The organism is Leisingera sp. JC1 (genome assembly GCF_001679925.1).
Lineage (GTDB): Bacteria > Pseudomonadota > Alphaproteobacteria > Rhodobacterales > Rhodobacteraceae > Leisingera.
Genome location: NZ_LYUZ01000024.1, coordinates 91940 through 113443 on the forward strand (window position 1 = coordinate 91940; position 21504 = coordinate 113443).

At 62.8% G+C, this 21504-nt stretch carries 18 protein-coding genes; 9 read left to right on the plus strand and 9 right to left on the minus strand.

The genetic code is table 11. The features are described 5' to 3' along the window. Window positions 1–107 precede the first annotated feature (107 nt). On the plus strand, window positions 108–1442 hold the full coding sequence (locus A9D60_RS04110) for an NAD(P)-dependent oxidoreductase (protein ID WP_065266426.1): 1335 nt from the start codon (window positions 108–110) through the stop codon (window positions 1440–1442). A gap of 55 nt (window positions 1443–1497) precedes the next feature. After that, window positions 1498–2802, plus strand: a complete 1305-nt coding sequence (gene preA, locus A9D60_RS04115; protein ID WP_065266427.1) for an NAD-dependent dihydropyrimidine dehydrogenase subunit PreA — start codon at window positions 1498–1500, stop codon at window positions 2800–2802. 134 nt (window positions 2803–2936) lie between these two features. Here preA and A9D60_RS04120 read toward each other — a convergent pair whose 3' ends face one another. After that, the gene (locus tag A9D60_RS04120; RefSeq protein WP_065266428.1) at window positions 2937–3551 is read right to left on the minus strand and encodes a TetR family transcriptional regulator C-terminal domain-containing protein; all 615 of its coding nucleotides are present in this window, start codon (window positions 3549–3551) and stop codon (window positions 2937–2939) included. A 267-nt stretch (window positions 3552–3818) separates the two neighbouring features. Between A9D60_RS04120 and A9D60_RS04125 the strand changes: the two genes are divergently transcribed. From A9D60_RS04125 to A9D60_RS04155, 7 genes are all read left to right on the plus strand, one after another. Then, entirely contained in the window at window positions 3819–5069 is a 1251-nt protein-coding gene (locus A9D60_RS04125; protein WP_065266429.1) for a Zn-dependent hydrolase, read from the plus strand. Window positions 5070–5201: 132 nt separating this feature from the next. Next, entirely contained in the window at window positions 5202–6656 is a 1455-nt protein-coding gene (gene hydA / locus A9D60_RS04130; RefSeq protein WP_065266430.1) for a dihydropyrimidinase, read from the plus strand. A gap of 60 nt (window positions 6657–6716) precedes the next feature. After that, window positions 6717–7556 carry an ABC transporter ATP-binding protein gene (locus A9D60_RS04135; RefSeq protein WP_065266431.1) on the plus strand — a complete coding sequence of 280 codons (840 nt, stop codon included), beginning with the start codon at window positions 6717–6719 and terminating at the stop codon, window positions 7554–7556. A 99-nt stretch (window positions 7557–7655) separates the two neighbouring features. After that, the gene (locus A9D60_RS04140) at window positions 7656–8573 is read left to right on the plus strand and encodes an ABC transporter permease (RefSeq protein ID WP_065266432.1); all 918 of its coding nucleotides are present in this window, start codon (window positions 7656–7658) and stop codon (window positions 8571–8573) included. Continuing rightward, on the plus strand, window positions 8570–9415 hold the full coding sequence (locus A9D60_RS04145) for an ABC transporter permease (protein WP_065266433.1): 846 nt from the start codon (window positions 8570–8572) through the stop codon (window positions 9413–9415). The genes A9D60_RS04140 and A9D60_RS04145 overlap by 4 nt, the downstream gene beginning before the upstream one ends. Before the next feature lie 149 nt (window positions 9416–9564). After that, window positions 9565–10551, plus strand: a complete 987-nt coding sequence (locus tag A9D60_RS04150; RefSeq protein WP_065266434.1) for an ABC transporter substrate-binding protein — start codon at window positions 9565–9567, stop codon at window positions 10549–10551. Window positions 10552–10874: 323 nt separating this feature from the next. After that, the gene (locus A9D60_RS04155) at window positions 10875–11723 is read left to right on the plus strand and encodes an ATP-binding protein (RefSeq protein ID WP_254656624.1); all 849 of its coding nucleotides are present in this window, start codon (window positions 10875–10877) and stop codon (window positions 11721–11723) included. Here the strand turns inward: A9D60_RS04155 and A9D60_RS04160 are convergent. From A9D60_RS04160 to acs, 8 genes are all read right to left on the minus strand, one after another. Beyond that, the gene (locus tag A9D60_RS04160) at window positions 11683–12183 is read right to left on the minus strand and encodes a flavin reductase family protein (protein WP_065266436.1); all 501 of its coding nucleotides are present in this window, start codon (window positions 12181–12183) and stop codon (window positions 11683–11685) included. The two genes, A9D60_RS04155 and A9D60_RS04160, sit on opposite strands and share 41 nt — an antisense overlap. A 60-nt stretch (window positions 12184–12243) precedes the next feature. Next, entirely contained in the window at window positions 12244–13653 is a 1410-nt protein-coding gene (locus A9D60_RS04165; RefSeq protein ID WP_065266437.1) for a 3'-5' exonuclease, read from the minus strand. Between the two features lie 2 nt (window positions 13654–13655). Further along, window positions 13656–14174 (minus strand): hypothetical protein, encoded by a 519-nt coding sequence (locus A9D60_RS04170; RefSeq protein WP_065266438.1) that lies wholly within the window; start codon window positions 14172–14174, stop codon window positions 13656–13658. An 85-nt stretch (window positions 14175–14259) separates the two neighbouring features. Beyond that, window positions 14260–16083, minus strand: a complete 1824-nt coding sequence (locus A9D60_RS04175) for a DUF294 nucleotidyltransferase-like domain-containing protein (protein WP_065266439.1) — start codon at window positions 16081–16083, stop codon at window positions 14260–14262. 206 nt (window positions 16084–16289) lie between these two features. After that, on the minus strand, window positions 16290–18074 hold the full coding sequence (locus A9D60_RS04180) for a sodium:solute symporter family protein (protein ID WP_065266440.1): 1785 nt from the start codon (window positions 18072–18074) through the stop codon (window positions 16290–16292). 1 nt (window position 18075) lies between these two features. Next, complete coding sequence (locus A9D60_RS04185) at window positions 18076–18360, minus strand: DUF4212 domain-containing protein (RefSeq protein ID WP_065266441.1); 285 nt, start codon at window positions 18358–18360, stop codon at window positions 18076–18078. A 186-nt stretch (window positions 18361–18546) separates the two neighbouring features. After that, a complete protein-coding gene (locus A9D60_RS04190) occupies window positions 18547–19230 on the minus strand; it encodes an adenylate kinase (protein ID WP_065266442.1) in 684 nt (227 codons plus the stop codon). Window positions 19231–19237: 7 nt separating this feature from the next. Next, the gene (gene acs, locus A9D60_RS04195) at window positions 19238–21199 is read right to left on the minus strand and encodes an acetate--CoA ligase (RefSeq protein ID WP_065266443.1); all 1962 of its coding nucleotides are present in this window, start codon (window positions 21197–21199) and stop codon (window positions 19238–19240) included. Window positions 21200–21504 lie beyond the last annotated feature (305 nt).

Sequence of the window (21504 nt, forward strand, 5' to 3'; positions counted from 1 at the left end):
TCCGGGAGCGGCATTTTTTTTGCCCGCGGCAAAATTTTACCAGTTGATAAAAAATCAGACTGTGGCACTCTGATATCAAGAACAACAGAAAATCAGGGAGACACCCAATGGCGACCAGCCATCAGGCATCCGGTATTCAGGCAGCGCGGCTTGACGCTGCCGGCATTGCCGAGAATTTCTCGGACCTGCATCCAGCCTATGACGCGCATGAAGCAGCCGTGGCGGCGGACCGCTGCTATTTCTGCTATGATGCGCCCTGCATGACAGCCTGTCCGACCAGCATCGACATTCCCCAGTTCATCCGGGAGATCCAGGCAGGCCACCCCGAAAGCGCGGCCAGGACCATTCTGGAGCAGAACATTCTCGGCGGCATGTGCGCCCGGGTCTGTCCGACAGAAACGCTCTGCGAAGAGGCTTGCGTGCGCGAAACCGCCGAGGGCAAGCCGGTCGAGATCGGCCGCCTGCAGCGTTATGCCACCGACACGCTGATGGAAAAGGGGGCGCATCCCTTCACCCGTGCGGCCTCCACCGGCAAAAAAGTTGCCGTGGTTGGCGCCGGTCCCGCGGGCCTGGCCGCCGCGCACCGTCTGGCGATGCTGGGCCACGATGTGGTGGTCTACGATGCCAAGTCCAAGGCGGGCGGCCTCAATGAATTCGGTATCGCCGCCTATAAATCGACCAATGATTTTGCCGCGCGCGAGGTTGACTGGCTGCTGCAAATCGGCGGCATCACAATGGATTATGGCAAGAAGCTGGGCGCGGAACTGTCGCTGGACGGGCTGACTTCCGGCTATGACGCGGTGTTCCTGTCCATCGGCCTGGCCGGCGTCAACGCCTTGCGTGCGCCGGGCGAGGACAAGGACGGCGTGCGCGACGCGGTGGAGTTCATCGCCGAATTGCGCCAGGCCGAAGATCTGACGGCGCTGCCGGTGGGCCGCAATGTGGTGGTGATCGGCGGTGGCATGACGGCAGTGGACGCCGCGGTGCAGTCCAAGCTGCTGGGTGCCGAAAACGTGACCATCGCCTACCGCCGCAGCCGTGAGGAAATGGGCGCGAGCCGCTTTGAGCAGGATCTGGCAGCCTCCAAAGGCGTCAAGCTGATGTTCAACGTCATGCCCAAAGCGGTGCTTGGCAACGGGTCGGCGGCAGAGATCGAACTGGAGTATACTCAGGTCGCAGACGGCAAGGTGTCTGGCACCGGCGAGACCGTGCGTTTGGCCGCGGACCAGGTGTTCAAGGCGATCGGGCAGACGCTGGCAGGCCAGCCCGATGCGCTGGAGCTAGAGGGCCGCAAAATCAAGGTCAGTGACACGGGCCGCACCTCGATGGCCGGTGTCTGGGCCGGAGGCGACTGCGCCTCTGGCGGCGAGGACCTCACCGTGACCGCCGTGGCCGAGGGCCGCGATGCTGCAATGGACATTCACTCCAGCCTGATGGGCTGAGCCAGTTCGGGTGCAGTTCTTCTGCATCCAAGCTAGCCTTAAGAGGAGAGATCAAATGGCTGATCTGACAACAGAATTTCTGGGGATTAAATCCCCCAACCCGTTCTGGCTGGCTTCCGCGCCGCCGACCGACAAGGAATACAACGTCCGCCGCGCCTTTGAGGCCGGATGGGGCGGCGTGGTCTGGAAGACCCTTGGTTCCGAAGGCCCGCCGGTGGTCAATGTGAACGGCCCGCGATACGGCGCAATCTGGGGCGCCGACCGCCGCCTTCTGGGTCTTAACAACATCGAGTTGATCACCGACCGGCCGCTGCAGACCAACTTGGAGGAAATCACCCGCGTCAAGAAGGACTACCCGGACCGCGCCGTGATCGTGTCGATCATGGTGCCCTGCGAGGAGCAGGCCTGGAAAGACATCCTGCCGCAGGTTGAGGCAACCGGCGCCGACGGGATCGAGCTGAACTTCGGCTGCCCGCATGGCATGGCCGAGCGCGGCATGGGCTCCGCCGTGGGGCAGGTGCCGGAATACATCCAGATGGTCACCGAGTGGTGCAAGAAATACTACTCCAAGCCGGTGATCGTGAAGCTGACGCCGAATATCACAGACATCCGCAACCCGGCCCGCGCGGCCAATGCGGGCAATGCAGATGCGGTCAGCCTGATCAACACCATCAACTCGATCACCTCGGTGGATCTCGACAGCATGGCGCCGGAGCCGACCATCGGCGGCAAGGGCACCCATGGCGGCTATTGCGGCCCGGCGGTGAAGCCGATTGCGCTGAACATGGTGGCGGAAATTGCCCGCGACCCGCAGACCCGCGGCCTGCCGATATCGGCCATCGGCGGCGTCACCACTTGGCGCGACGCGGCGGAATTCATGGCAATGGGGGCCGGCAACGTGCAGGTCTGCACTGCGGCGATGACCTATGGCTTCAACGTGGTGAAGGAAATGATCTCGGGCCTGTCCACTTGGATGGACGAGAAGGGCTACACCTCCACCCAGGACTTCATCGGCATGGCGGTTCCGAATGTGACCGACTGGCAGTATCTGGACCTGAACTATGTGACCAAGGCCAAGATCAGCCAGGACGATTGCATCAAATGCGGCCGCTGCTATGCGGCGTGCGAGGACACTTCGCACCAGGCGATTGCGATGAGCGAGGACCGGGTGTTCACGGTGAAGGACGACGAATGCGTCGCCTGCAACCTCTGTGTGAACGTCTGCCCGGTCGAAAATTGCATCACAATGGTCGAGGTTCCCGCTGGCCAGATCGACGAGCGCACTGGTGAGGTGGTTTCAGGCGACTATGCGAACTGGACCACGCATCCGAACAATCCGTCGGCAACAGCTGCGGAATAACTGAAACGCGCCCAAGCGGGCGCGCTGTCTCCCCGTTGACTTTGCGCCCCGGCTTTTTGGCCGGGGTTTTTTGTTGGAATTGGTTCCGGCGCAGGCAGGTAGGCTGTCCAGCGGAATTGCTGCGGTCGGTTGCTTCAGCTTTTCGGCGTAAGCATGCGACGGTACAGGGTTTCCAGGTACTGCGGCGCGGCGTCAAAAGGGTCTTCGTCCCCCATCAAGGTCCGGACCTGGGCGTCAAAATCCGCATAATGCTGGGTAAGCGACCAGATCGAAAACAAGAGATGCTTAGGGTGCGCGCGGTTGATCCGGCCTGCATCCATCCACCCCTGCAGCAGTTGCGCCTTTTCCTCGACTAGGACATTCAAATCCGCCGCGATCACGTCATGCAGCCTAGGCGCGCCCTGAACGATTTCATTGGCATACAGCCGGCTTTCCCGCGGGAAATCGCGGCTCATCTGCAGCTTTCGCTGCACATAGGCGAGGATTTCTTCGAGAGGTTCCCCCTCCGGGTCCAGCGCACGCAGCGGGTCCAGCCAGGTGTCCAGCAGCCCTGCCATCAGCTCGTTGAAAATAGCTTCCTTGGAGGGGAAGTAATAGAGCAGGTTCGGCTTACTGAGCCCAGCTGCCTTGGCGATCTGGTCCACGGTGGAGCCGCGGAAGCCGTGGCTGGAGAAAACATCCAGCGCGGCCTCCAGAATGGCGGCGCGATTCTTTCTCTGAATGCGGGTGGGCGCGCGGTCTGCGGGCATGTCCGTCCTTGTCTGTTTTTGCCGCAGCCGCCAGGGGACGCGCGGAATTTCACCTATTTCCGGCAAAAGCACCGATTTTTTCAAGTGCCACGCGGCAATTTCTTGACTGGTGGTGAACCCGTGATAGCGTGAGTTTGACCAGTTGGTCAAATCAAGGCTCGGCACGCAACAGACTGAGCGTTGATGAGACCAGCACGCATAAGCCACCTAACACGGCGCCAAGCCGGAAAGCCTGCAAAGACGGGCGCACAGGGAAGGAAGCTCTTGATGACGTCGCTTGGACAGAATCTGAAAATTGATGGTGACAGGCTGTGGGACAGCCTGATGGAGATGGCCAAGATTGGGCCTGGCGTGGCGGGCGGCAACAACCGTCAGACGCTGACCGATGAAGACGGCGAAGGCCGTGCGCTGTTTCAGAAATGGTTCGAAGACGCCGGCTGCACCATGGGGCTGGACCAGATGGGCAACATGTTTGCGGTGCGCGCGGGCACCGACCCCGACGCGCTGCCGGTTTATGTTGGTTCGCATCTGGATACCCAGCCGACCGGCGGTAAGTACGATGGCGTGCTGGGGGTGTTGGCGGGGCTGGAATTGATCCGCTCGCTCAACGATATGAACATCAAAACTAAGCATCCGATTGTAGCCACCAACTTCACCAATGAGGAAGGCACACGCTACGCGCCTGCGATGCTGTCTTCGGGTGTTTTTGCAGGCATTCACACCCAGGACTGGGCATATGAGCGTGAAGACGCGGAGGGGAAGAAGTTCGGCGATGAGCTGAAGCGTATCGGCTGGCGCGGCGAGGAGGAGACCGGCGCCCGCAAGATGCATGCCTTCTTTGAACTGCACATCGAGCAGGGTCCGATCCTGGAGGCCGAGGGCAAGGACATTGGCGTGGTGACCCACGGCCAGGGCCTCAGCTGGACGCAGGTGACGATCACCGGCAAGGATGCCCATACCGGCTCCACCCCGATGCCGATGCGCCGCAATGCGGGCCTTGCGATGGCGCGTATCCTGGAGCAGGTGGACGAGATCGCCTGGAGCCACGCGCCCCATGCGGTTGGTGCCGCGGGCCATATCGACGTCTACCCTAACTCACGCAACGTGATTCCGGGCAAGGTGGTCTTTACCGTCGACTTCCGCAGCCCGGAGCTGGATGTGATCACCGACATGGAAAACCGCCTGCGCGAGCAGGGTTCCAAGATCGCTGAGAAGATGGGGGTGGAGATCGCATTCGAGAAGGTCGGCGGCTTCGACCCTGTGGCCTTTGACGAGGGCTGTGTCAGCGCAGTGCGCAGCGCGGCAGACCGGCTGGGCTATTCGCATCTCGATATCATCTCCGGCGCCGGTCACGACGCCTGCTGGATCAATAGGGTGGCGCCCACCGCGATGGTGATGTGCCCTTGCGTTGACGGGCTCAGCCACAACGAGGCCGAGGAAATCAGCAAGGAATGGGCCGAGGCGGGCGCCAATGTTCTGTTCCATGCGGTGGTCGAGACAGCGGAGATCGTTGAATAGGGGCGCTGCCCCCGCGGCCCCTAGGGCCGCTCCACCGGAGTATTTCCGGCAAGATGAATGAGAAGCTGCGCCAGACAGCGGAAGAGACAAGTGGAGGCGTTAAAATACGCCCCGATTCAGGGAGTTGTAACCATGAGTAAAGTCATCCGGAACGGCACCATCGTGACCGCCGATCTGACCTACAAGTCCGATGTGCTGATCGAAAACGGGGTGATTACCCAGATCGGCCCGAACCTGAAAGGCGATGAAGAACTGGACGCCACCGGCTGTTATGTGATGCCGGGCGGGATTGATCCGCACACCCACTTGGAGATGCCCTTCATGGGCACCTACAGCTCGGACGATTTCGAGAGCGGCACCCGCGCCGGGCTGGCGGGCGGCACCACCATGGTAGTGGATTTTGCACTGCCCAATCCGGGTGAGAGCCTGCTGGACGCGCTGAAGCGCTGGGACAACAAATCGACCCGCGCCAACTGCGATTACTCTTTCCACATGGCAGTCACCTGGTGGGGCGAGCAGGTCTTTGACGACATCAAGACCGTGATCCAGGAGCGCGGCATTAACACCTTCAAGCACTTCATGGCCTACAAGGGGGCGCTGATGGTGAATGATGATGAGCTCTACGCCTCTTTCCAGCGGCTGGCGGAGCTGGGCGGCATCGCTATGGTGCATGCTGAAAACGGCGACGTGGTGGCAGAACTGTCCGCTAAGCTCTTGGCACAAGGTAATAATGGCCCTGAAGCACACGCCTATTCCCGCCCGCCGCAGGTGGAGGGTGAGGCGACCAATCGCGCCATCATGATCGCCGATATGGCAGGCGTGCCGCTCTATGTGGTACATACCTCCTGCGAGGACAGCCACGAGGCCATCCGCCGCGCCCGGATGCAGGGCAAGCGGGTCTGGGGGGAGCCGCTGATCCAGCATCTGACACTGGATGAGAGCGAATACTTCAACAAGGACTGGGACCACGCCGCCCGCCGGGTGATGTCGCCGCCGTTCCGCAACAAGCAACATCAGGACAGCCTTTGGGCCGGTTTGCAGTCGGGCTCGCTGTCTGTGGTGGCAACGGACCACTGCGCCTTTACCACCGAGCAAAAGCGTTATGGGGTTGGCGATTTCACCAAGATTCCGAACGGCACCGGCGGCCTGGAGGACCGGATGCCGATGCTGTGGACCCACGGTGTGGAAACAGGCCGGATCACGCCGAATGAATTTGTGGCGGTCACTTCGACAAATATCGCCAAGATATTGAATTGTTACCCGAAAAAGGGTGCGGTTCTGGTTGGCGCGGATGCCGATCTGGTGGTCTGGGATCCGGAAAAACGCAAGACGATTTCGGCCGGAACTCAGCAATCCTCGATCGACTACAATGTGTTCGAGGGCCATGAGGTGAAAGGCCTGCCGCGCTTTACCCTGACCCGCGGCCATGTGGCGGTGCATGACGGTGAGATCCGCTGCCAGGAGGGCCACGGCAAGTTCGTCTCGCGGGAGGCCAACACCACGGTGAACAAGGCGCTGTCGACCTGGAAAGAGCTGACCGCGCCGCGTCCGGTGGAGCGCACCGGCATCCCGGCGACAGGCGTGTAAATCAGGAACGGGCTGCCAGTAGTGGCGGCCCGTTTTCCTGTGTGAAATCAAGGCGAAGATATGAATATGGAAACGACCACCCAGGCTATCCATCCCGAGGCCGCCGCTTCCGCTACAGTTCCTGCGAATTGCGTGATCGAGGCCCGGAACCTGGACCTGACATTCCAGACCAACGACGGACCGGTGCACGCGCTGAAGGATGTGAGCCTGGAGATCAAGAAGGGCGACTTTGTCTCCTTCATCGGCCCCTCCGGCTGCGGCAAGACCACCTTCCTGCGCTGTATCGCGGCGCTGGAAACACCCACCGGAGGCAGCCTGTCCGTGAATGGCATGACGCCGGATGAGGCACGGCGTAACCGGGCCTATGGCTATGTGTTCCAAGCCGCGGGTCTGTACCCCTGGCGCACCATTGCCAAGAACATCAAACTGCCGCTGGAGATCATGGGATATTCCAAGGCCGAGCAGGAGAAGCGCGTCAACCAGGTCCTGGAACTTGTTGAATTATCAGGATTTGGCGGCAAGTTCCCCTGGCAGCTGTCCGGCGGGATGCAGCAGCGCGCCTCCATCGCGCGGGCGTTGGCGTTTGATGCCGACATCCTGCTGATGGACGAGCCCTTCGGGGCGCTGGATGAGATCGTGCGCGACCATCTGAACGAGCAGCTGCTGAAGCTGTGGGCACGGACCAACAAGACCATCGGCTTTGTCACCCACTCGATCCCTGAGGCGGTGTATCTGTCCACCAAGATCGTGGTGATGTCGCCGCGGCCGGGACGGATTCATGACGTGATTGACAGCACGCTGCCCAAGGAGCGGCCGCTGGATATCCGCGACAGCCCGGAGTTCATCGAGATCGCCCACCGGGTGCGCGAGGGCCTGCGGGCGGGGCATGGCGATGACTGAGTTGGCCAGCCGGACCCGCCGGAATTGGGGGGTGACACGCGTGCACCCCCTGTGCACCCCCTGTGCACCGGACGGCAGACAAACGGGGAGGGCGGAGTCATGAAAAGCCTTGTTGCCGTCCTCACCGTGCTAGCCGCAATCATCGCCTTCTGGTACGCGGCCTGCGTGCCGATGAACATCAAGGGCGTGCTGGATGCTGCCGAACGGGCAGGGGTTGAAGTCACCCCGGCAACCGCCAAGGAACGCCGGGACAGGGGTGAGATCGGGCTGGTGGTGAACAACACATTTGCCATCGCCGACACCTGGGTGCAGGAGCGCCCGCGGCTGCCCGCGCCGCATCAGGTCGCGGTGGAGCTGTGGGAGACCACGGTGGAGAAGAAAATCACCTCCAAACGCAGCCTGATCTATCACGGGCAGGTGACTCTGTCGGCAACGCTCCTGGGCTTTGCCATCGGCACCGGGCTTGGCATTCTGCTGGCGGTTGGGATTGTGCATTCCCGCGTCATGGATATGTCGGTGATGCCCTGGGCGATTGTCAGTCAGACCATCCCGATCATCGCACTGGCGCCGATGATCATCGTGGTGCTTTACTCCATCGGGGTGCAGGGGATCATCCCCAAGGCAGTGATCTCAGCCTACCTCAGCTTCTTCCCGGTTGTTGTCGGCATGGTGAAGGGCCTTCGGGCACCGGATGCGATGCAGTTGGATCTGCTGAAAACCTACAACGCCAACACGAACCAGGGGTTCTGGAAGCTGCGGCTGCCGTCCTCGATGCCTTATCTGTTTGCGTCGCTGAAGATCGGCATTGCCGCCTCGCTGGTGGGGGCCATCGTGGGTGAGCTGCCGACCGGTGCGGTTGCGGGCCTTGGCGCAAGGCTCTTGGCGGGCAGCTATTACGGGCAGACCGTGCAGATCTGGTCGGCGCTGTTTGCCGCGGCGATCCTGGCGGCGGCGCTGGTGGCGCTGCTGGGCCTGATCGAGAAGGTTGTCTTGAACCGGATGGGGGTACGGGCATGATACTGGTGATCCTTGCAATCCTTGTCTGGTGTTCGGGCTGGTGGCTGAACAGCCGGCTGGCAAACAGCCCGGCATCGAAAACCCGCGCGGTGCAGCTGCTGGTGCCGGCCATCTTCGGCATCACCGTTCTGGTGGTCTGGGAACTGCTGGTCAGGGGGCTGGCGGTGTCGCTGGTGATCCTGCCGGCGCCGACGGTCATTGCGGCGCGCTTTGCCTCCAGTCTGCCGATCCTGTGGGAGGATTTTGCCCAGACGATCCTGAAGGGCGCGCTTGGCGGTTACCTGATCGGTTGCGGCGCGGCTTTCCTGACTGCGATCCTGGTGGACCGCAGCGATTTCCTGCGCCGGGGCCTCTTGCCGGTCGGGAATTTCGTTGCTGCGCTGCCGATTGTCGGCACCGCGCCGATCCTAGTGATGTGGTTCGGGTTTGACTGGCATTCAAAGGCTGCGGTGGTTGTGGTCATGGTGTTCTTTCCTATGCTGGTGAACACCGTGGCGGGGTTGCGTGAAACCGACCAGATGCAGCGCGACCTGATGCAGACCTATGCGGCTGGATACTGGCAGAGCTTCTTCAAGCTGCGGCTGCCGGCGGCGCTGCCGTTTGTGTTTAACGGGCTCAAGATCTCAACCACGCTGGCGCTTATTGGCGCGATTGTGGCGGAGTTCTTTGGCTCGCCCACCGTCGGCATGGGCTTCCGCATTTCCACCAGCGTCGGACAGCTGGCGCTGGACATGGTCTGGGCGGAAATCGTGGTGGCGGCGCTGGCCGGGTCGGCCTTCTACGGGCTGGTTGCGCTGATCGAGAAGAGTTTTACCTTCTGGCACCCTTCACAGCGGGGCTGAAAGTTGAACCGTCCCGCTGATTGCGGGGCGGTTTTTTGCGGAAATCTTGCGCGGGGTGCCGTCAAAGGCTGGCCTCATAAAGAAAAAACTTTGAACGAATGGTCAAACCCGGGCAAGCTTCACATCATAATCAACAGGGAGAACGAGACATGAAACATCTGATGACAGCGGCAGCGCTGATGATGGGCGCCGCAGGGGCGGCGCAGGCGGCGGATGACGTCACGCTGCAGCTGAAGTGGGTGACCCAGGCGCAGTTCGCGGGCTATTACGTGGCGCTGGACAAGGGGTTCTATGAAGAAGAGGACCTGAATGTCACCATCCTTCCGGGCGGCCCCGATATTGCGCCGACCCAGGTGATTGCCGGCGGCGGTGCTGATGTGACGGTGGAATGGATGCCTGCGGCGCTGGCCGCACGTGAAAAGGGCCTGCCGCTGGTCAATATCGCGCAGCCGTTCAAATCCTCCGGCATGATGCTGACCTGCTGGAAGGACACCGGCATTGCCGAACCAGCCGATCTGGCGAACCGCACCCTGGGGGTCTGGTTCTTCGGTAATGAGTTCCCGTTCATGAGCTGGATGAGCCAGCTGGGCATCTCCACCGAGGGTAAGAGCGAGAACGGTGTGGAAGTTCTGAAGCAGGGTTTCAACGTCGATCCGCTGCTGCAGCGCCAGGCGGACTGCATCTCGACCATGACCTATAATGAATACTGGCAGGTCATTGACGCGGGTGTGTCGCCGGATGAGCTGATCACCTTCAAGTACGAGGATCAGGGCGTGGCGACGCTGGAAGACGGTTTGTACGTGCTGGAGGAGAACCTGAACGACGAGGCCTTTGCCGGCAAGATGGAGCGTTTTGTCCGGGCGTCGATGAAGGGCTGGAAATACGCCGAGGAGAACCCGGACGAGGCGGCAGAGATCGTGCTGGACAATGACGCCTCCGGTGCCCAGACCGAAACCCACCAGAAGCGGATGATGGGCGAGATTGCCAAGCTGACCGCGGGCAGCAACGGCGCGCTGGACGAAGCGGACTACCAGCGCACCGTGTCGACCCTGATGGGCGGCGGCTCTGATCCGGTGATCACCAAGGAGCCGGAGGGCGCCTGGACCCATGCCATTACCGATGCGGCTCTGAAGTAAACCGCAGCAGCAGACAGATACTGCCAGCCCCGCCGGACCTGTTCCGGCGGGGTTTTCCATTCATTGCTTCTGGATTGGTTAAATTTGCAACAAAATTGCAGCTCGATGGAAAAACATCCTGAGGTTGTTTTTGTTTGTGTTATCCTAATCTCATGGGAGAGATGTGCGGACGTATCTCTGAACGGGTGAGGCCTGCTGGCAAAGCGCCGCAGCATTTGTGTCTTTGTTCCCGGTCTGAAGCCGCCGAGTGCCGGTCCAAGTACGCGGTCAAAGGGCGGTTCGCCCTGCGTGATGTGGCCTGCCGGAGCAGCGCCTTGCCTCTGATGGCATTGTGCCAGAAGGCGCATGGGCGAAAACTGGCAACAGGCCGGGCGCAGGTCCTGGTGCTGTATGAGCTTGAGCCGCCTGGACTGGAAGAGGCCGGTGCAGGGCACAGCGATATCGCGTCGGTTTCGGTTTGCAAACTGGAAAAGATCACCCATGCCGATCTGCTGCATGCGCTGGCTTCTGGCTTTGATGTGATCTGCCTGCAGGCCAGTTCGGCGCCGCAGGGGCAGGATTTGCAGCGGCTGGAGGTGGAACTGGTGCGTGCCCTCGGCGGTTTGGGCCGGATCCTTCTGTTCAACGGTGGGGCCGGACTGGACCGGCAGCTGTCGGCGCGGCTGCTGCCGTTTCCGTCAGTTGCGCCTGAGGTGCTGGCGGTAGGCAGCCGCCGGGATACGGCGCGGGCCAGTGCCGCCGCGCTGCTGCCTGCCAGCACCGGCCACGCAGATCTGCCGGATCAGGCGCCTTACGGCTCTGTCAGCCTGAATGAAGACCTTTGCAACAATTGCAACAGCTGCGTCTGGGTCTGCCCGTCAGAGGCACTGAGCCTGACGGAAAACGGCGGCGCGCTGAGTTTTGTGGAATCGCTGTGCACGCAATGCGGATTGTGCGTCTCGATCTGCCCGCAACGGGCGCTGAGCATGGCGCCGGGCATGGACCTGACAGCCTATGCCGTACTGCCGCATCTGCTGGCGGGAAGCGGTGGGAAGATGGACGCCGCTGACACGGGCGAGGGGGCGGCTGAGGACCCCGCGGCCGCGTGGCATCAGCCTGCGGAGACAGGTTTGCCAATTGCCGAGGTGTCAATCACCCCTGTTCCAGAAACCCGCCATACTGGCCGCGTTTAAAGATCAGCCCCTTGCCGGGACGTGTGGTCACGCGGGCCACTTCACCGATGACAATGGTGTGGTCGCCTGCCGGGTGGGCGGCATAGTGGCGGCAATCGAAACGGGCGATCACCCCGTCCAGTGCCGGTGCGCCCAGCGCGTTGGGCTGCCAGTCCGCCGCGGAGAAATCCTCGCCGAAGGCGGCAAAGTGCTTGGCCAGCGGCAGCTGGTCCTCTGCCATCACATGAATCGCAAAGTTCTCAGCCGCAACAAAGGTATCGTGGCGCAGCGAGGCCTTGGCCGGGCACCACAGCATCAGCGGCGGGTCAAGAGAGACTGAGGTGAAGCTGTTGACGGTAATGGCCAGCGGGCCGCGCGGTGTCCGGGTGGTGACAACCGTCACCCCGGTGCCAAAGCAGCCGAGCGCATCGCGGTAGGCCCGGGCGGTGTCCGGCCCGGGAATAAAGCTGGTGTCGGCCATCTCGCGCGCCTTTTGTTCGTTCCGGGCAGTGACCTGCCATGCATGGCCGCGATTGTCTACCTAGTTCATGTCCTCAATGAGCCGGCCGTGCCGGCGGGTTTCCTCGAGCACCGCGCCAAAGGTATTGAGCCCGCGGGCCTCCAGCATCGGCAGCATCTTGCAGAACACTTCGGCAGTGGCGCGGGCATCGCCCATGGCGGTGTGGCGCAGGGCAGATGGAATGGTGACATCCAGGCGGTCGCACAAGGCATCCAGCGTGTGTTCCTGCGACGCGCCGAACAGCACCGCGCTCAGCAGCACCGTGTCCAGCACAGGCTGGTCCCAGGTGACGCCGGTGCGTTTGGCATGGCGGTGCAGGAAGGCCATGTCGAAGGGCGCATTATGGGCCACGATCACCGCGTCGGAGGCAAAACGGTGGAAATGGCGGGCAGCGCTGGCTATTCCGGGCCGACCGCGCACCATGGTATCGGTGATGCCATGCACCTTGGTCGAGGCTGCCGGGATGGGCCGGCCCGGGTTCACCAGGGTCTCGAAGGTTTCGCCTTCGATGATCCGGCTGCGCACCACCCGCAGGGCGCCGATCTGAACGATCTCGTCCTTGTGTGGCAGGAGGCCGGTAGTTTCGGTATCGAACACCACATAGCTGAGGGAGCTGAGCTTGCGGCCGTCCAGCTCTGCGTGCTCCGTCTCGAGCAGCGCAAAGTCATAGGTCAGCGGGCGCGAGTCCTCAGGTGCGAGGCCCGCATGGGCGCCTTCGAACAGGATGATATAACCCGGGGCACCGCCCAGCGGTTTCAGGCGCAGGTCGAACACCTGGCTTCCGCTGGCGCTTTTCACCTCGGCCTGAACCTCCATGCCGCTGCGCACCAGACGGCCGTAAGCGGCCTCCAGCCCGGTCGGGTCCAGGTAGTCAGACAGCGGGGCGTTCAGGCGCGGCGGTGCTTCTTGTGCCAGCACCGCGGCGGCCTGGCCGTCATAGAGCACGATCTGATGCGCCGGGCTGGCCATCACAGTGGCGATGGGGATGTCGGTCAGCAATGCGGCCAGCCGGGTTTTCTCGGCTTCCAGATGCTCCGTTTCGCGGGCGATAGCCTCTGCGGCGTTCAGGGCAGAGGCGCCGAGCTGGCCTGCCAGTCCCTGGGCCGCTGCGGCAAGATCGCCCAGGTAGCGGGCGCCGTGGGTATCCAGCTCCTTGCTCACGCCCGCGTGGGCGCGGGCGCGCATGCCTGCTGCCAGCCGTTCGATCGGTTTAGCGACGTTTTCGTCGAACAGCAGCCAGATACCGGCGCAGAGGCCGAGGATGGCAAAGGCGCTGAGCAGGCCGGAGAAAATGAAGGCATCCGACAATGCAGGCTGGCCAGCGCGGCTGTAACCGGCCCAGAGCGCGCCTGTGGTGACGGCGATGCCGCCAAATGCCAGCAGGCAGAAGAACAGGAAGATCCGCAGCCGCAGTGACAGGCGTGTGTGCATGGCTATCCTCCGCAGGCGGTGGTCAGGATGGCATCATCGGCCTCGGCTGCGATCCAGTCCAGCCCCTTGGGCAGCCCGTCTCCGGAAAAGGCGGCTGTGCCCGCCGCCAGCGCGCGCCGCCACTTGCCGCAGTCCAGCACCGCCGCCTTTTTGCTGACAGGGGCCCAGCGGCCGAAGAAGTAGAGATCCGCCAGAAACACCTGGGGGTGCGCGGCGTGGCTTTTCATCGTGGCTTTATCCACAGCAGCGAAGCGGTCCACGTAAGGCACCACTTGCGTCCAGGGGCGGTAGAGGCTGCGGTTCTCAACGGTTTCCGCCACCGCCAGCCCTTCGGGCAAGGCGGCCTTGGTGCGGCTGTACCAGCCGTATTCGGACGCGATGGTCACGCCAATCATCGCCAGCCCTGCTGCCACCGGCGCCATCCAGCGCGGCAGGCGGCCCTTCAGCGTCCGGTTCAAGAGCATCACCACGCCGGCCGCGGCAATGCCCGCAAAGATCACCGCAATCAATTCCAGAAACATCCGATCTCCCCGAAGGCCCCAGGCCTTTTCATCTTTCTCAAAATACTCCCGCCGGAGGCTCCGGCGCCAGCGGCAAAAGCAGGTGTCAGCTTAACATGCCTTTGCCGTGCCCCGCTGCCGATTGCATCGTCTTTACAACAACAAACGCGTCGCGCAGATGACTTCGCTCAAAATCCGACAGGTCAGAGGGCCCCAGGTAGTTGTCTGGCGTCTGGCCGCTGCGGATCTGTGCTGCCTGATGCTCCAGCCGGGTCTGGGCAATCAGGTCGTAGGCGTCCAGCAGGTCGCGGGCGCCGCTGTGGCTGAGCACGCCCGCTGCCTCTGCCGCTTCCAGCCGGGCGCGGGTGTTCACCTCCGCCAGCTGCCCCTGCAGCGCGTAGATGCGGCCCAGGTCCGCCACCGGCACCACGCCGTTGTGTTTCATGTCCAGCGTGTTGCGGTGCTCGCCCGAACGGATGGTGGCCAGCCCGCGTAACAGGCCCAAGGGCGGCGTGTGCTTCAGCGAATTGGCGGTCATATGCGCGGTGAAGATCGAATTGGCGCTGGCGGCCTTCAGGGTTTTCTGATGCAGGTCCGCAAACAGTGCCGTCTCGCCGCCGATGGGGCGCAGGTCGAACATCACCGAGGCCAGCATCTGCGCTTCGGGGCTGGGCTTGGCAATCCAGTCGCGGAAATAGTCGCGCCAGACGCTCAACGGCTGCCGCCAGCGCGGGTTGGAGGCCATCATGTCTCCGGGGCAATAGACGTAACCGCAGGTGTTGAGCCCATCGCAGACAAAGGCTGCGAGCTGTTCGAAGTAGGCGTTGTCTTCCGGCTTCAGGTCACCGGACAGGATCAGGCAGTTGTCCTGATCGGAGACGCCGGTCTGTTCGCGCCGCCCTTGCGAGCCGCAGGCCAGCCACAGGTAAGGGACGGGCGGCGCGCCCAGCTGCTCCTCGGCCAGCGCCAGCAGGCGGCGGGTCGCGGTGTCGGCGATGTCGGTGATCAGCCGCGTCACCACCTCATGCCGGTTGCCGCCTGCCACCAGCTGCACCAGCAGGCGGGGTATTTCGGCGGTGACCTTGGCCATCTCTTCAGCGGAGCCCGCACGGGCGATGCTGGAGACCATCTCGCCGGAGCTGACGGCCTGGAACCGGGTGAGATCGGTTTGGGTCACGATGCCTGCGAGCCTGCCTGCCTCCACCACCGGGATGTGGCCGATGCCGTGCTCCATCATCATATGCAGCACGTCGGAGCCGATGGCGGAGGGCGCCAGGGTCAGCGGGTCCGGGGTCATCACTGTGCTGACCGGGGTCGAGATCGGTTTGCCGGCGGCGAGGATTTTCGCGGTCAGGTCACGGGTGGTGAGGATTCCTTGCAAGCGGTCCCCGTCGGTCACGCAGATCGAAGAGATGCGGCGGTCGCGCATCAGCTGTGCCGCGCCCTGGCAGGTGAGGCCGCTGGAGCAGGTGATGGGATCGCGCGCCATGATGGTCTCTACCCGCGTGGTGGCAAGGCTGGTGGTGTCCCGGCTGCCGGGGCGGCGGCGGTCGAAGAATTTCGCCACTTTCGGCTGGCTTGCCATCAGGGTGTGAAAGTCTGCCTTGGGCAGCAGCAGCAGGATGGTTTCCGTTGTGGTTCGGGCAGATGTCACCGCCCGGCCGCCGCGGGTCAGGCCGCGCTCTCCGAAGGAGTTGCGGGGGCCGAGGATGGAGACGGGGATGCCGTTTTCATCCGTGACTTCCACCTCGCCGGTATGGACCAGGTAAAGGCCGTCAAGCTCCTGATTGAGCGCATAGACGGGATTGCCGGCAGTGGCGTCGATCTGGCGGAACTTAGGAGCCAATTCCTTCAGCAACGCGGGTTCCAGGCTGTCGTAGGGGTGCACCGAGGACAGGAAGCGGAGAAGCGCAGTTTCGGAAATGGGCATTTGCTTGTGTCCTCTTGAACTGTCTTTCCCGGGCCGCAGGCCCGGATCGCCCCCGAGCGGCCCCCCAGGGCGGGGGCAATCCTTAGTGTTTTTAAATGACTGCTGTTCCGGGCGTCTTCGGGAAAAAATGGTCCCGCCAGTGAAACACCGGACGGGACCATGAGGGAAGAGGCGGGCCGCCGGGAGGGCAGCCCGCCCAGGGGAGGTCAGTGGTCCTGTGCGGCCCCGGCGCCGCGCGGGATGCGGACGCTTTCCACCAGCTCTTCGATCTCGGCCGGGATGGCTTCGGTCGATTTGGAGACGATGAAGGCCACCGCGAAGTTCACCATTGCGCCAACCGCACCGAAGGAGGTGGATTTGATAGTGCCCAGCAGCGGGTCTGCATCGGTGAAGGAGTTGGTGTCCGGGATGAACAGCCAGCCCTTGTGCAGGAAGATGTAGACCAGGGTCACGATCAGGCCTGCCAGCATGCCGGCCACGGCGCCCTTGTTGTTCACCTTGGTGAAGATGCCCATCATCAGCGCAGGGAAGATCGAGGCAGCGGCCAGGCCGAATGCCAGCGCCACGGTCTGTGCCGCAAAGCCCGGCGGGTTAAGGCCCAGGTAGGTTGCCACCGCGATGGCTACGGCCATTGCGATACGGGCCGACAGCAGCTCGCCTTTCTCCGAGATGTTCGGATTGATCGAGCCCTTGATCAGGTCGTGCGACACAGCCGAGGAGATCGCCAGCAAGAGGCCCGCAGCGGTGGACAGAGCAGCCGCCAGGCCGCCTGCGGCCACCAGGCCGATCACCCAGCCCGGCAGGTTGGCAATCTCAGGATTGGCCAGAACCAGGATGTCGCGGTTGAAGTTGGTCAGCTCATTGCCGGCCCAGCCGTTGGCTTCGGCGGTGGCCTGCAGATCGGCGTTCTGGTCGTTGTAGTACTGGATCGCACCGTCGCCGTTCTTGTCTTCCCAGCCCAGGAGGCCGGTCTGCTGCCAGGTCGCCATCCAGTCGTACTTGGGATCTTCTTCGATCTGCTGCACGGTCACGGCGCCGCCTTCGATGCCGCCATTCGGCCACATCATTTCGGTGATGTTCAGGCGGGCCATGGCGCCGACTGCCGGTGCGGTCAGGTACAGGAGCGCGATGAACACCAGCGCCCAGCCAGCCGACCAGCGGGCATCTGCCACGCGCGGCACGGTGAAGAAGCGCATGATCACGTGGGGCAGGCCCGCGGTGCCGATCATCAGAGACAGGGTGAACAGCACCATGTTGAAGGTGTCGGCGTGATGCGCGGTGTACTCGTTGAAGCCGAGCTCGGTCACGATGGCGTCCAGCTTGGCCAGCAACGGCTCACCCGAAGCGGCGTGATCGCCGAACAGGCCGAGCGCCGGGATCGGGTTGCCGGTCAGCTGCAGCGAGATGAAGATGGCCGGGATGGTGTAGGCCATGATCAAGACGCAGTACTGGGCCACCTGGGTGTAGGTCACGCCCTTCATGCCGCCGAACACGGCGTAGGCGAAGACCACACAGGCGCCGATCAGCAAGCCGGCAGTATTGGAGACCTCGAGGAAGCGGCCGAAGGCCACGCCGACGCCGGTCATCTGGCCGATCACGTAGGTGGTCGAGGCCACGATCAGGCAGATCACCGCCACCACGCGCGCGGTCGGGGAGTAGAACCGGTCGCCGATGAACTCGGACACGGTGAACTTGCCGAACTTGCGCAGATAGGGCGCCAGCAGCAGTGCCAGCAGCACGTAGCCGCCGGTCCAGCCCATCAGGAAGGTGGAGTTGTCATAGCCGGTGAAGGCAATGAGGCCCGCCATCGAGATGAAGGAGGCCGCCGACATCCAGTCGGCTGCGGTGGCCATGCCGTTGGTGACGGGGTGAACACCCCGGCCGGCGGCATAGAATTCAGATGTGGAACCCGCGCGGGCCCAGATCGCAATGCCGATGTAGAGCGCGAAAGACGCGCCCACAAACAGCAGGTTAATGGTGAACTGGTCCATCTTATTCTTCCTCCACGCCGTATTCGCGGTCCAGCTTGTTCATCCGGAACGCGTAGAAAAAGATCAGCCCCAGGAACACCAGGATCGAGCCTTGCTGGGCGAACCAGAAGCCCAGATCGCTGCCGCCGACCTTGATGCCCGCAAGCATCGGGCGCAGCAGAATGCCGAAGCCGAATGAAACAACAGCCCAGATTATCAGGCTGACGATGATGATGCGCACATTGGCCGCCCAATAGCCCTTGTCGGCTTCGGCGGCCTTTGCGGCGTTTGTGGTTTGATCCGCCATGGCGGCTCCTCCTTCTTCCTCCATGCCTGCCGTGCGGGAGCGCAGGGCAGACCTCCTCTGTTTGCCTGCCGCCGGGTTCACGGGCGCGCAGGCATGACTCCTCCGGTCCGCCAAGGCGGGGCCGATGGGTATTCCGATGTCAGGGGACGGGGTCCTGCGGGTCAGGCAGGCCCCGTTTCTTGGTTGTTAGCTGGTGGCCTCGGTCACGATGGCCGCCATGTCCCGGGCGATGTCGTCGATACCGCCCATGGCATCTGTGGTCTTCAGAACGTCCTTGCCGCCGTAGTAAGCAATCAGCGGCGCGGTCTGCGCGTGATAGGCCTCCAGCCGGCTGGCAACGGTTTCCGCGTTGTCATCAGCGCGGCGCTTCATTTCGGTGCCGCCGCATTTGTCGCATTTGCCCGCCTCGGCAGGCTGCTTGAAGCTGTCGTGATAGCCCTCGCCGCAGCCGCCGCAGGTGTAACGGCCGGAGATCCGGTCAACCATTGCGGCGTCGTCCACCTCCAGGCTGATCGCCGCGTTGATCTTCTGGTTCGTTTCCGCCAGCAGACCGTCCAGCGCCTCGGCCTGAACGGTGGTGCGGGGGAAGCCGTCGAGGATCACGCCCTTTGCGCAATCCGGCTTTGCCAGCCGGTCGCGCAGGATGTTGATCACGATCTCGTCGCTGACCAGCTGGCCAGCTTCCATCACCGCCTTGGCGGCAAGGCCCGCAGGCGTGCCGGCGGCAACCGCCTCACGCAGCAGGTCGCCGGTCGAGAGCTGCACATAGCCGAATTTTTCCTCCAGCATCCGAGCCTGGGTGCCCTTGCCGGCGCCCGGAGGCCCCAGCAGGATCAGAACGGCGGGGCGGGTCATAACTGCCATATTCATCGGTCAATCACCCCTTGTTTGCACGGTTTTCGATCAGGTCCTCGACCACCGACGGATCGGCGAGGGTTGAGGTGTCGCCCAGTGAGCCGAAATCATTCTCGGCGATCTTGCGCAGGATGCGGCGCATGATCTTGCCGGAGCGGGTTTTCGGCAGGCCCGGCGCCCATTGGATCACGTCGGGGGAGGCAATCGGGCCGATCTCGGTGCGGACCCACTGGCGCAGCTCCTTGCGCAGCTCCTCGGACGGCTCCCGGTCGTTCATCAGGGTCACGTAGCAGTAAATGCCCTGGCCTTTGATCTCATGCGGGTAGCCGACAACGGCGGCCTCGGCCACGGCGGCGTGGGCCACCAGCGCGCTTTCGACCTCGGCGGTGCCCATGCGGTGGCCGGAGACGTTGATCACGTCGTCGACGCGGCCGGTGATCCAGTAATCGCCATCCTCGTCGCGGCGGCAGCCGTCGCCGGTGAAGTAATAGCCTTTGTAGTCGGAGAAATAGGTTTTCTCGAACCGCTCATGGTCGCCCCAGACGGTGCGCATCTGGCCCGGCCAGCTGTCCTTGATGCACAGGACGCCTTCGACGCCGTTGCCTTCGATTTCAACGCCGGACTGCGGGTCCAGAACCACCGGCTGGATGCCGAAGAAGGGTTTCATCGCCGCGCCCGGCTTCATTGCGTGGGCGCCCGGCAGCGGGGTCATCAGGTGGCCGCCGGTCTCTGTCTGCCACCAGGTGTCGACGATCGGGCATTTGCCCTTGCCGACAACCTCGTTGTACCAGGTCCAGGCTTCCGGGTTGATCGGCTCGCCCACGGTGCCCAGAACCTTGAGGGCGGACAGGTCGCATTTCTCGACGAACTCAGGCCCTTGGCCCATCAGCGCGCGGATCGCGGTGGGGGCGGTGTAAAACTGGTTCACCTTGTGCTTTTCGCAGACCTGCCAGAAGCGGGAGGCATCTGGGTAGGTCGGCACGCCTTCGAACATCAGCGTGGTGGCGCCATTGGCCAGCGGCCCGTAGACGATGTAGCTGTGGCCGGTCACCCAGCCCACGTCCGCGGTGCACCAGTAGATGTCGCCGTCGTGATAATCAAAGGTGATTTCATGGGTCATCGCGGCATAGGTCAGGTAGCCGCCGGTGGTGTGCACCACGCCCTTGGGCTGGCCGGTGGAGCCGGAGGTGTAGAGGATGAACAGCGGGTCTTCGGCGTTCATCTCGGCGGGTGCGCAGTAGTCATCCGCTTCCAGCGCCATCTCGTTGTAATCGTGGTCGCGTCCGTCGACCCAGGTAGTCTGGCCGCCGGTGCGTTTGACCACCAGGCATTTCACCGTGTCTTTGGTGTGCAGCAGGGCCGCGTCGGCGTTGGATTTCAGCGGTGTGTTGCGGCCGCCGCGCGGCGCCTCATCCGCGGTGATCAGAACCTTGGCGTCGCAGCCGTTGATCCGCGCGGCCAGCGCGTCGGGGGAGAAGCCGGCAAAGACGATGGAATGGATGGCGCCGATGCGGGCGCAAGCCAGCATGGCATAGGCCGCTTCGGGAATCATCGGCAGGTAGATCACCACCCGGTCGCCCTTGCGCACGCCCATGGATTCCAGAATATTGGCCATCCGGCAGGTGCGGCGGTGCAGCTCCTTGTAGGAGATATGCTGGGCCTCATCCTCGGGGCTGTCCGGCTCCCAGATGATCGCGGTCTGGTCGCCGCGGGTCTCCAGGTGGCGGTCGATGCAGTTGGCGGAAACGTTCAGGGTGCCGTCCGCGTACCAGTTGATCGAAACATTGCCGAAGTTGTAGTTCACGTCCTTCACCTGGGTGAAGGGCTTGATCCAGTCGATGCGCTTGCCCTGTTCACCCCAGAACCCTTCGGGATCGGACAGCGAGGTCTCGTACATCTCCTGATACTTGGCGGCATTCACATGCGCCCGGGCAACGGTTTCGTCGGACGGCGGATAGACAGCGTCTGCGTGCAGCGCGTTCATTCGGTTTCCTCCCAGAATTTTATTGGCAAGACAAACGACAACGCTGTGCCGTGGCTGTCAAACCGTTTCCTCCTGGCGCCAGATAATACCGCAGTTTGAAAATTTGTGAATAAAATGCCGGTATCAAAGGATTTATCTGTAAATGAATTTCAAGCTGATTGCATGGTTTGCAAATAAATTTGCATGCGGGGGCATACTGCTGCTTGTTTCTATACCTTTTCCTGTAAATCTTTGCCGATGGCGTTTGCGCTCTCATTCTGCTGCCCCGGCCCAATGGCGGCATCCTGCCGCAGCCCCTGCCGGTT

Bases quoted from the DNA above. Each gene is read 5' to 3' on its own strand.
- A9D60_RS04110 (WP_065266426.1), top strand. From the start codon at position 108: ATGGCGACCAGCCATCAGGCATCCGGTATTCAGGCAGCGCGGCTTGAC.
- preA (WP_065266427.1), top strand. From the start codon at position 1,498: ATGGCTGATCTGACAACAGAATTTCTGGGGATTAAATCCCCCAACCCG.
- A9D60_RS04120 (WP_065266428.1), bottom strand. From the start codon at position 3,551: ATGCCCGCAGACCGCGCGCCCACCCGCATTCAGAGAAAGAATCGCGCC.
- A9D60_RS04125 (WP_065266429.1), top strand. From the start codon at position 3,819: ATGACGTCGCTTGGACAGAATCTGAAAATTGATGGTGACAGGCTGTGG.
- hydA (WP_065266430.1), top strand. From the start codon at position 5,202: ATGAGTAAAGTCATCCGGAACGGCACCATCGTGACCGCCGATCTGACC.
- A9D60_RS04135 (WP_065266431.1), top strand. From the start codon at position 6,717: ATGAATATGGAAACGACCACCCAGGCTATCCATCCCGAGGCCGCCGCT.
- A9D60_RS04140 (WP_065266432.1), top strand. From the start codon at position 7,656: ATGAAAAGCCTTGTTGCCGTCCTCACCGTGCTAGCCGCAATCATCGCC.
- A9D60_RS04145 (WP_065266433.1), top strand. From the start codon at position 8,570: ATGATACTGGTGATCCTTGCAATCCTTGTCTGGTGTTCGGGCTGGTGG.
- A9D60_RS04150 (WP_065266434.1), top strand. From the start codon at position 9,565: ATGAAACATCTGATGACAGCGGCAGCGCTGATGATGGGCGCCGCAGGG.
- A9D60_RS04155 (WP_254656624.1), top strand. From the start codon at position 10,875: ATGGCATTGTGCCAGAAGGCGCATGGGCGAAAACTGGCAACAGGCCGG.
- A9D60_RS04160 (WP_065266436.1), bottom strand. From the start codon at position 12,183: ATGGCCGACACCAGCTTTATTCCCGGGCCGGACACCGCCCGGGCCTAC.
- A9D60_RS04165 (WP_065266437.1), bottom strand. From the start codon at position 13,653: ATGCACACACGCCTGTCACTGCGGCTGCGGATCTTCCTGTTCTTCTGC.
- A9D60_RS04170 (WP_065266438.1), bottom strand. From the start codon at position 14,174: ATGTTTCTGGAATTGATTGCGGTGATCTTTGCGGGCATTGCCGCGGCC.
- A9D60_RS04175 (WP_065266439.1), bottom strand. From the start codon at position 16,083: ATGCCCATTTCCGAAACTGCGCTTCTCCGCTTCCTGTCCTCGGTGCAC.
- A9D60_RS04180 (WP_065266440.1), bottom strand. From the start codon at position 18,074: ATGGACCAGTTCACCATTAACCTGCTGTTTGTGGGCGCGTCTTTCGCG.
- A9D60_RS04185 (WP_065266441.1), bottom strand. From the start codon at position 18,360: ATGGCGGATCAAACCACAAACGCCGCAAAGGCCGCCGAAGCCGACAAG.
- A9D60_RS04190 (WP_065266442.1), bottom strand. From the start codon at position 19,230: ATGAATATGGCAGTTATGACCCGCCCCGCCGTTCTGATCCTGCTGGGG.
- acs (WP_065266443.1), bottom strand. From the start codon at position 21,199: ATGAACGCGCTGCACGCAGACGCTGTCTATCCGCCGTCCGACGAAACC.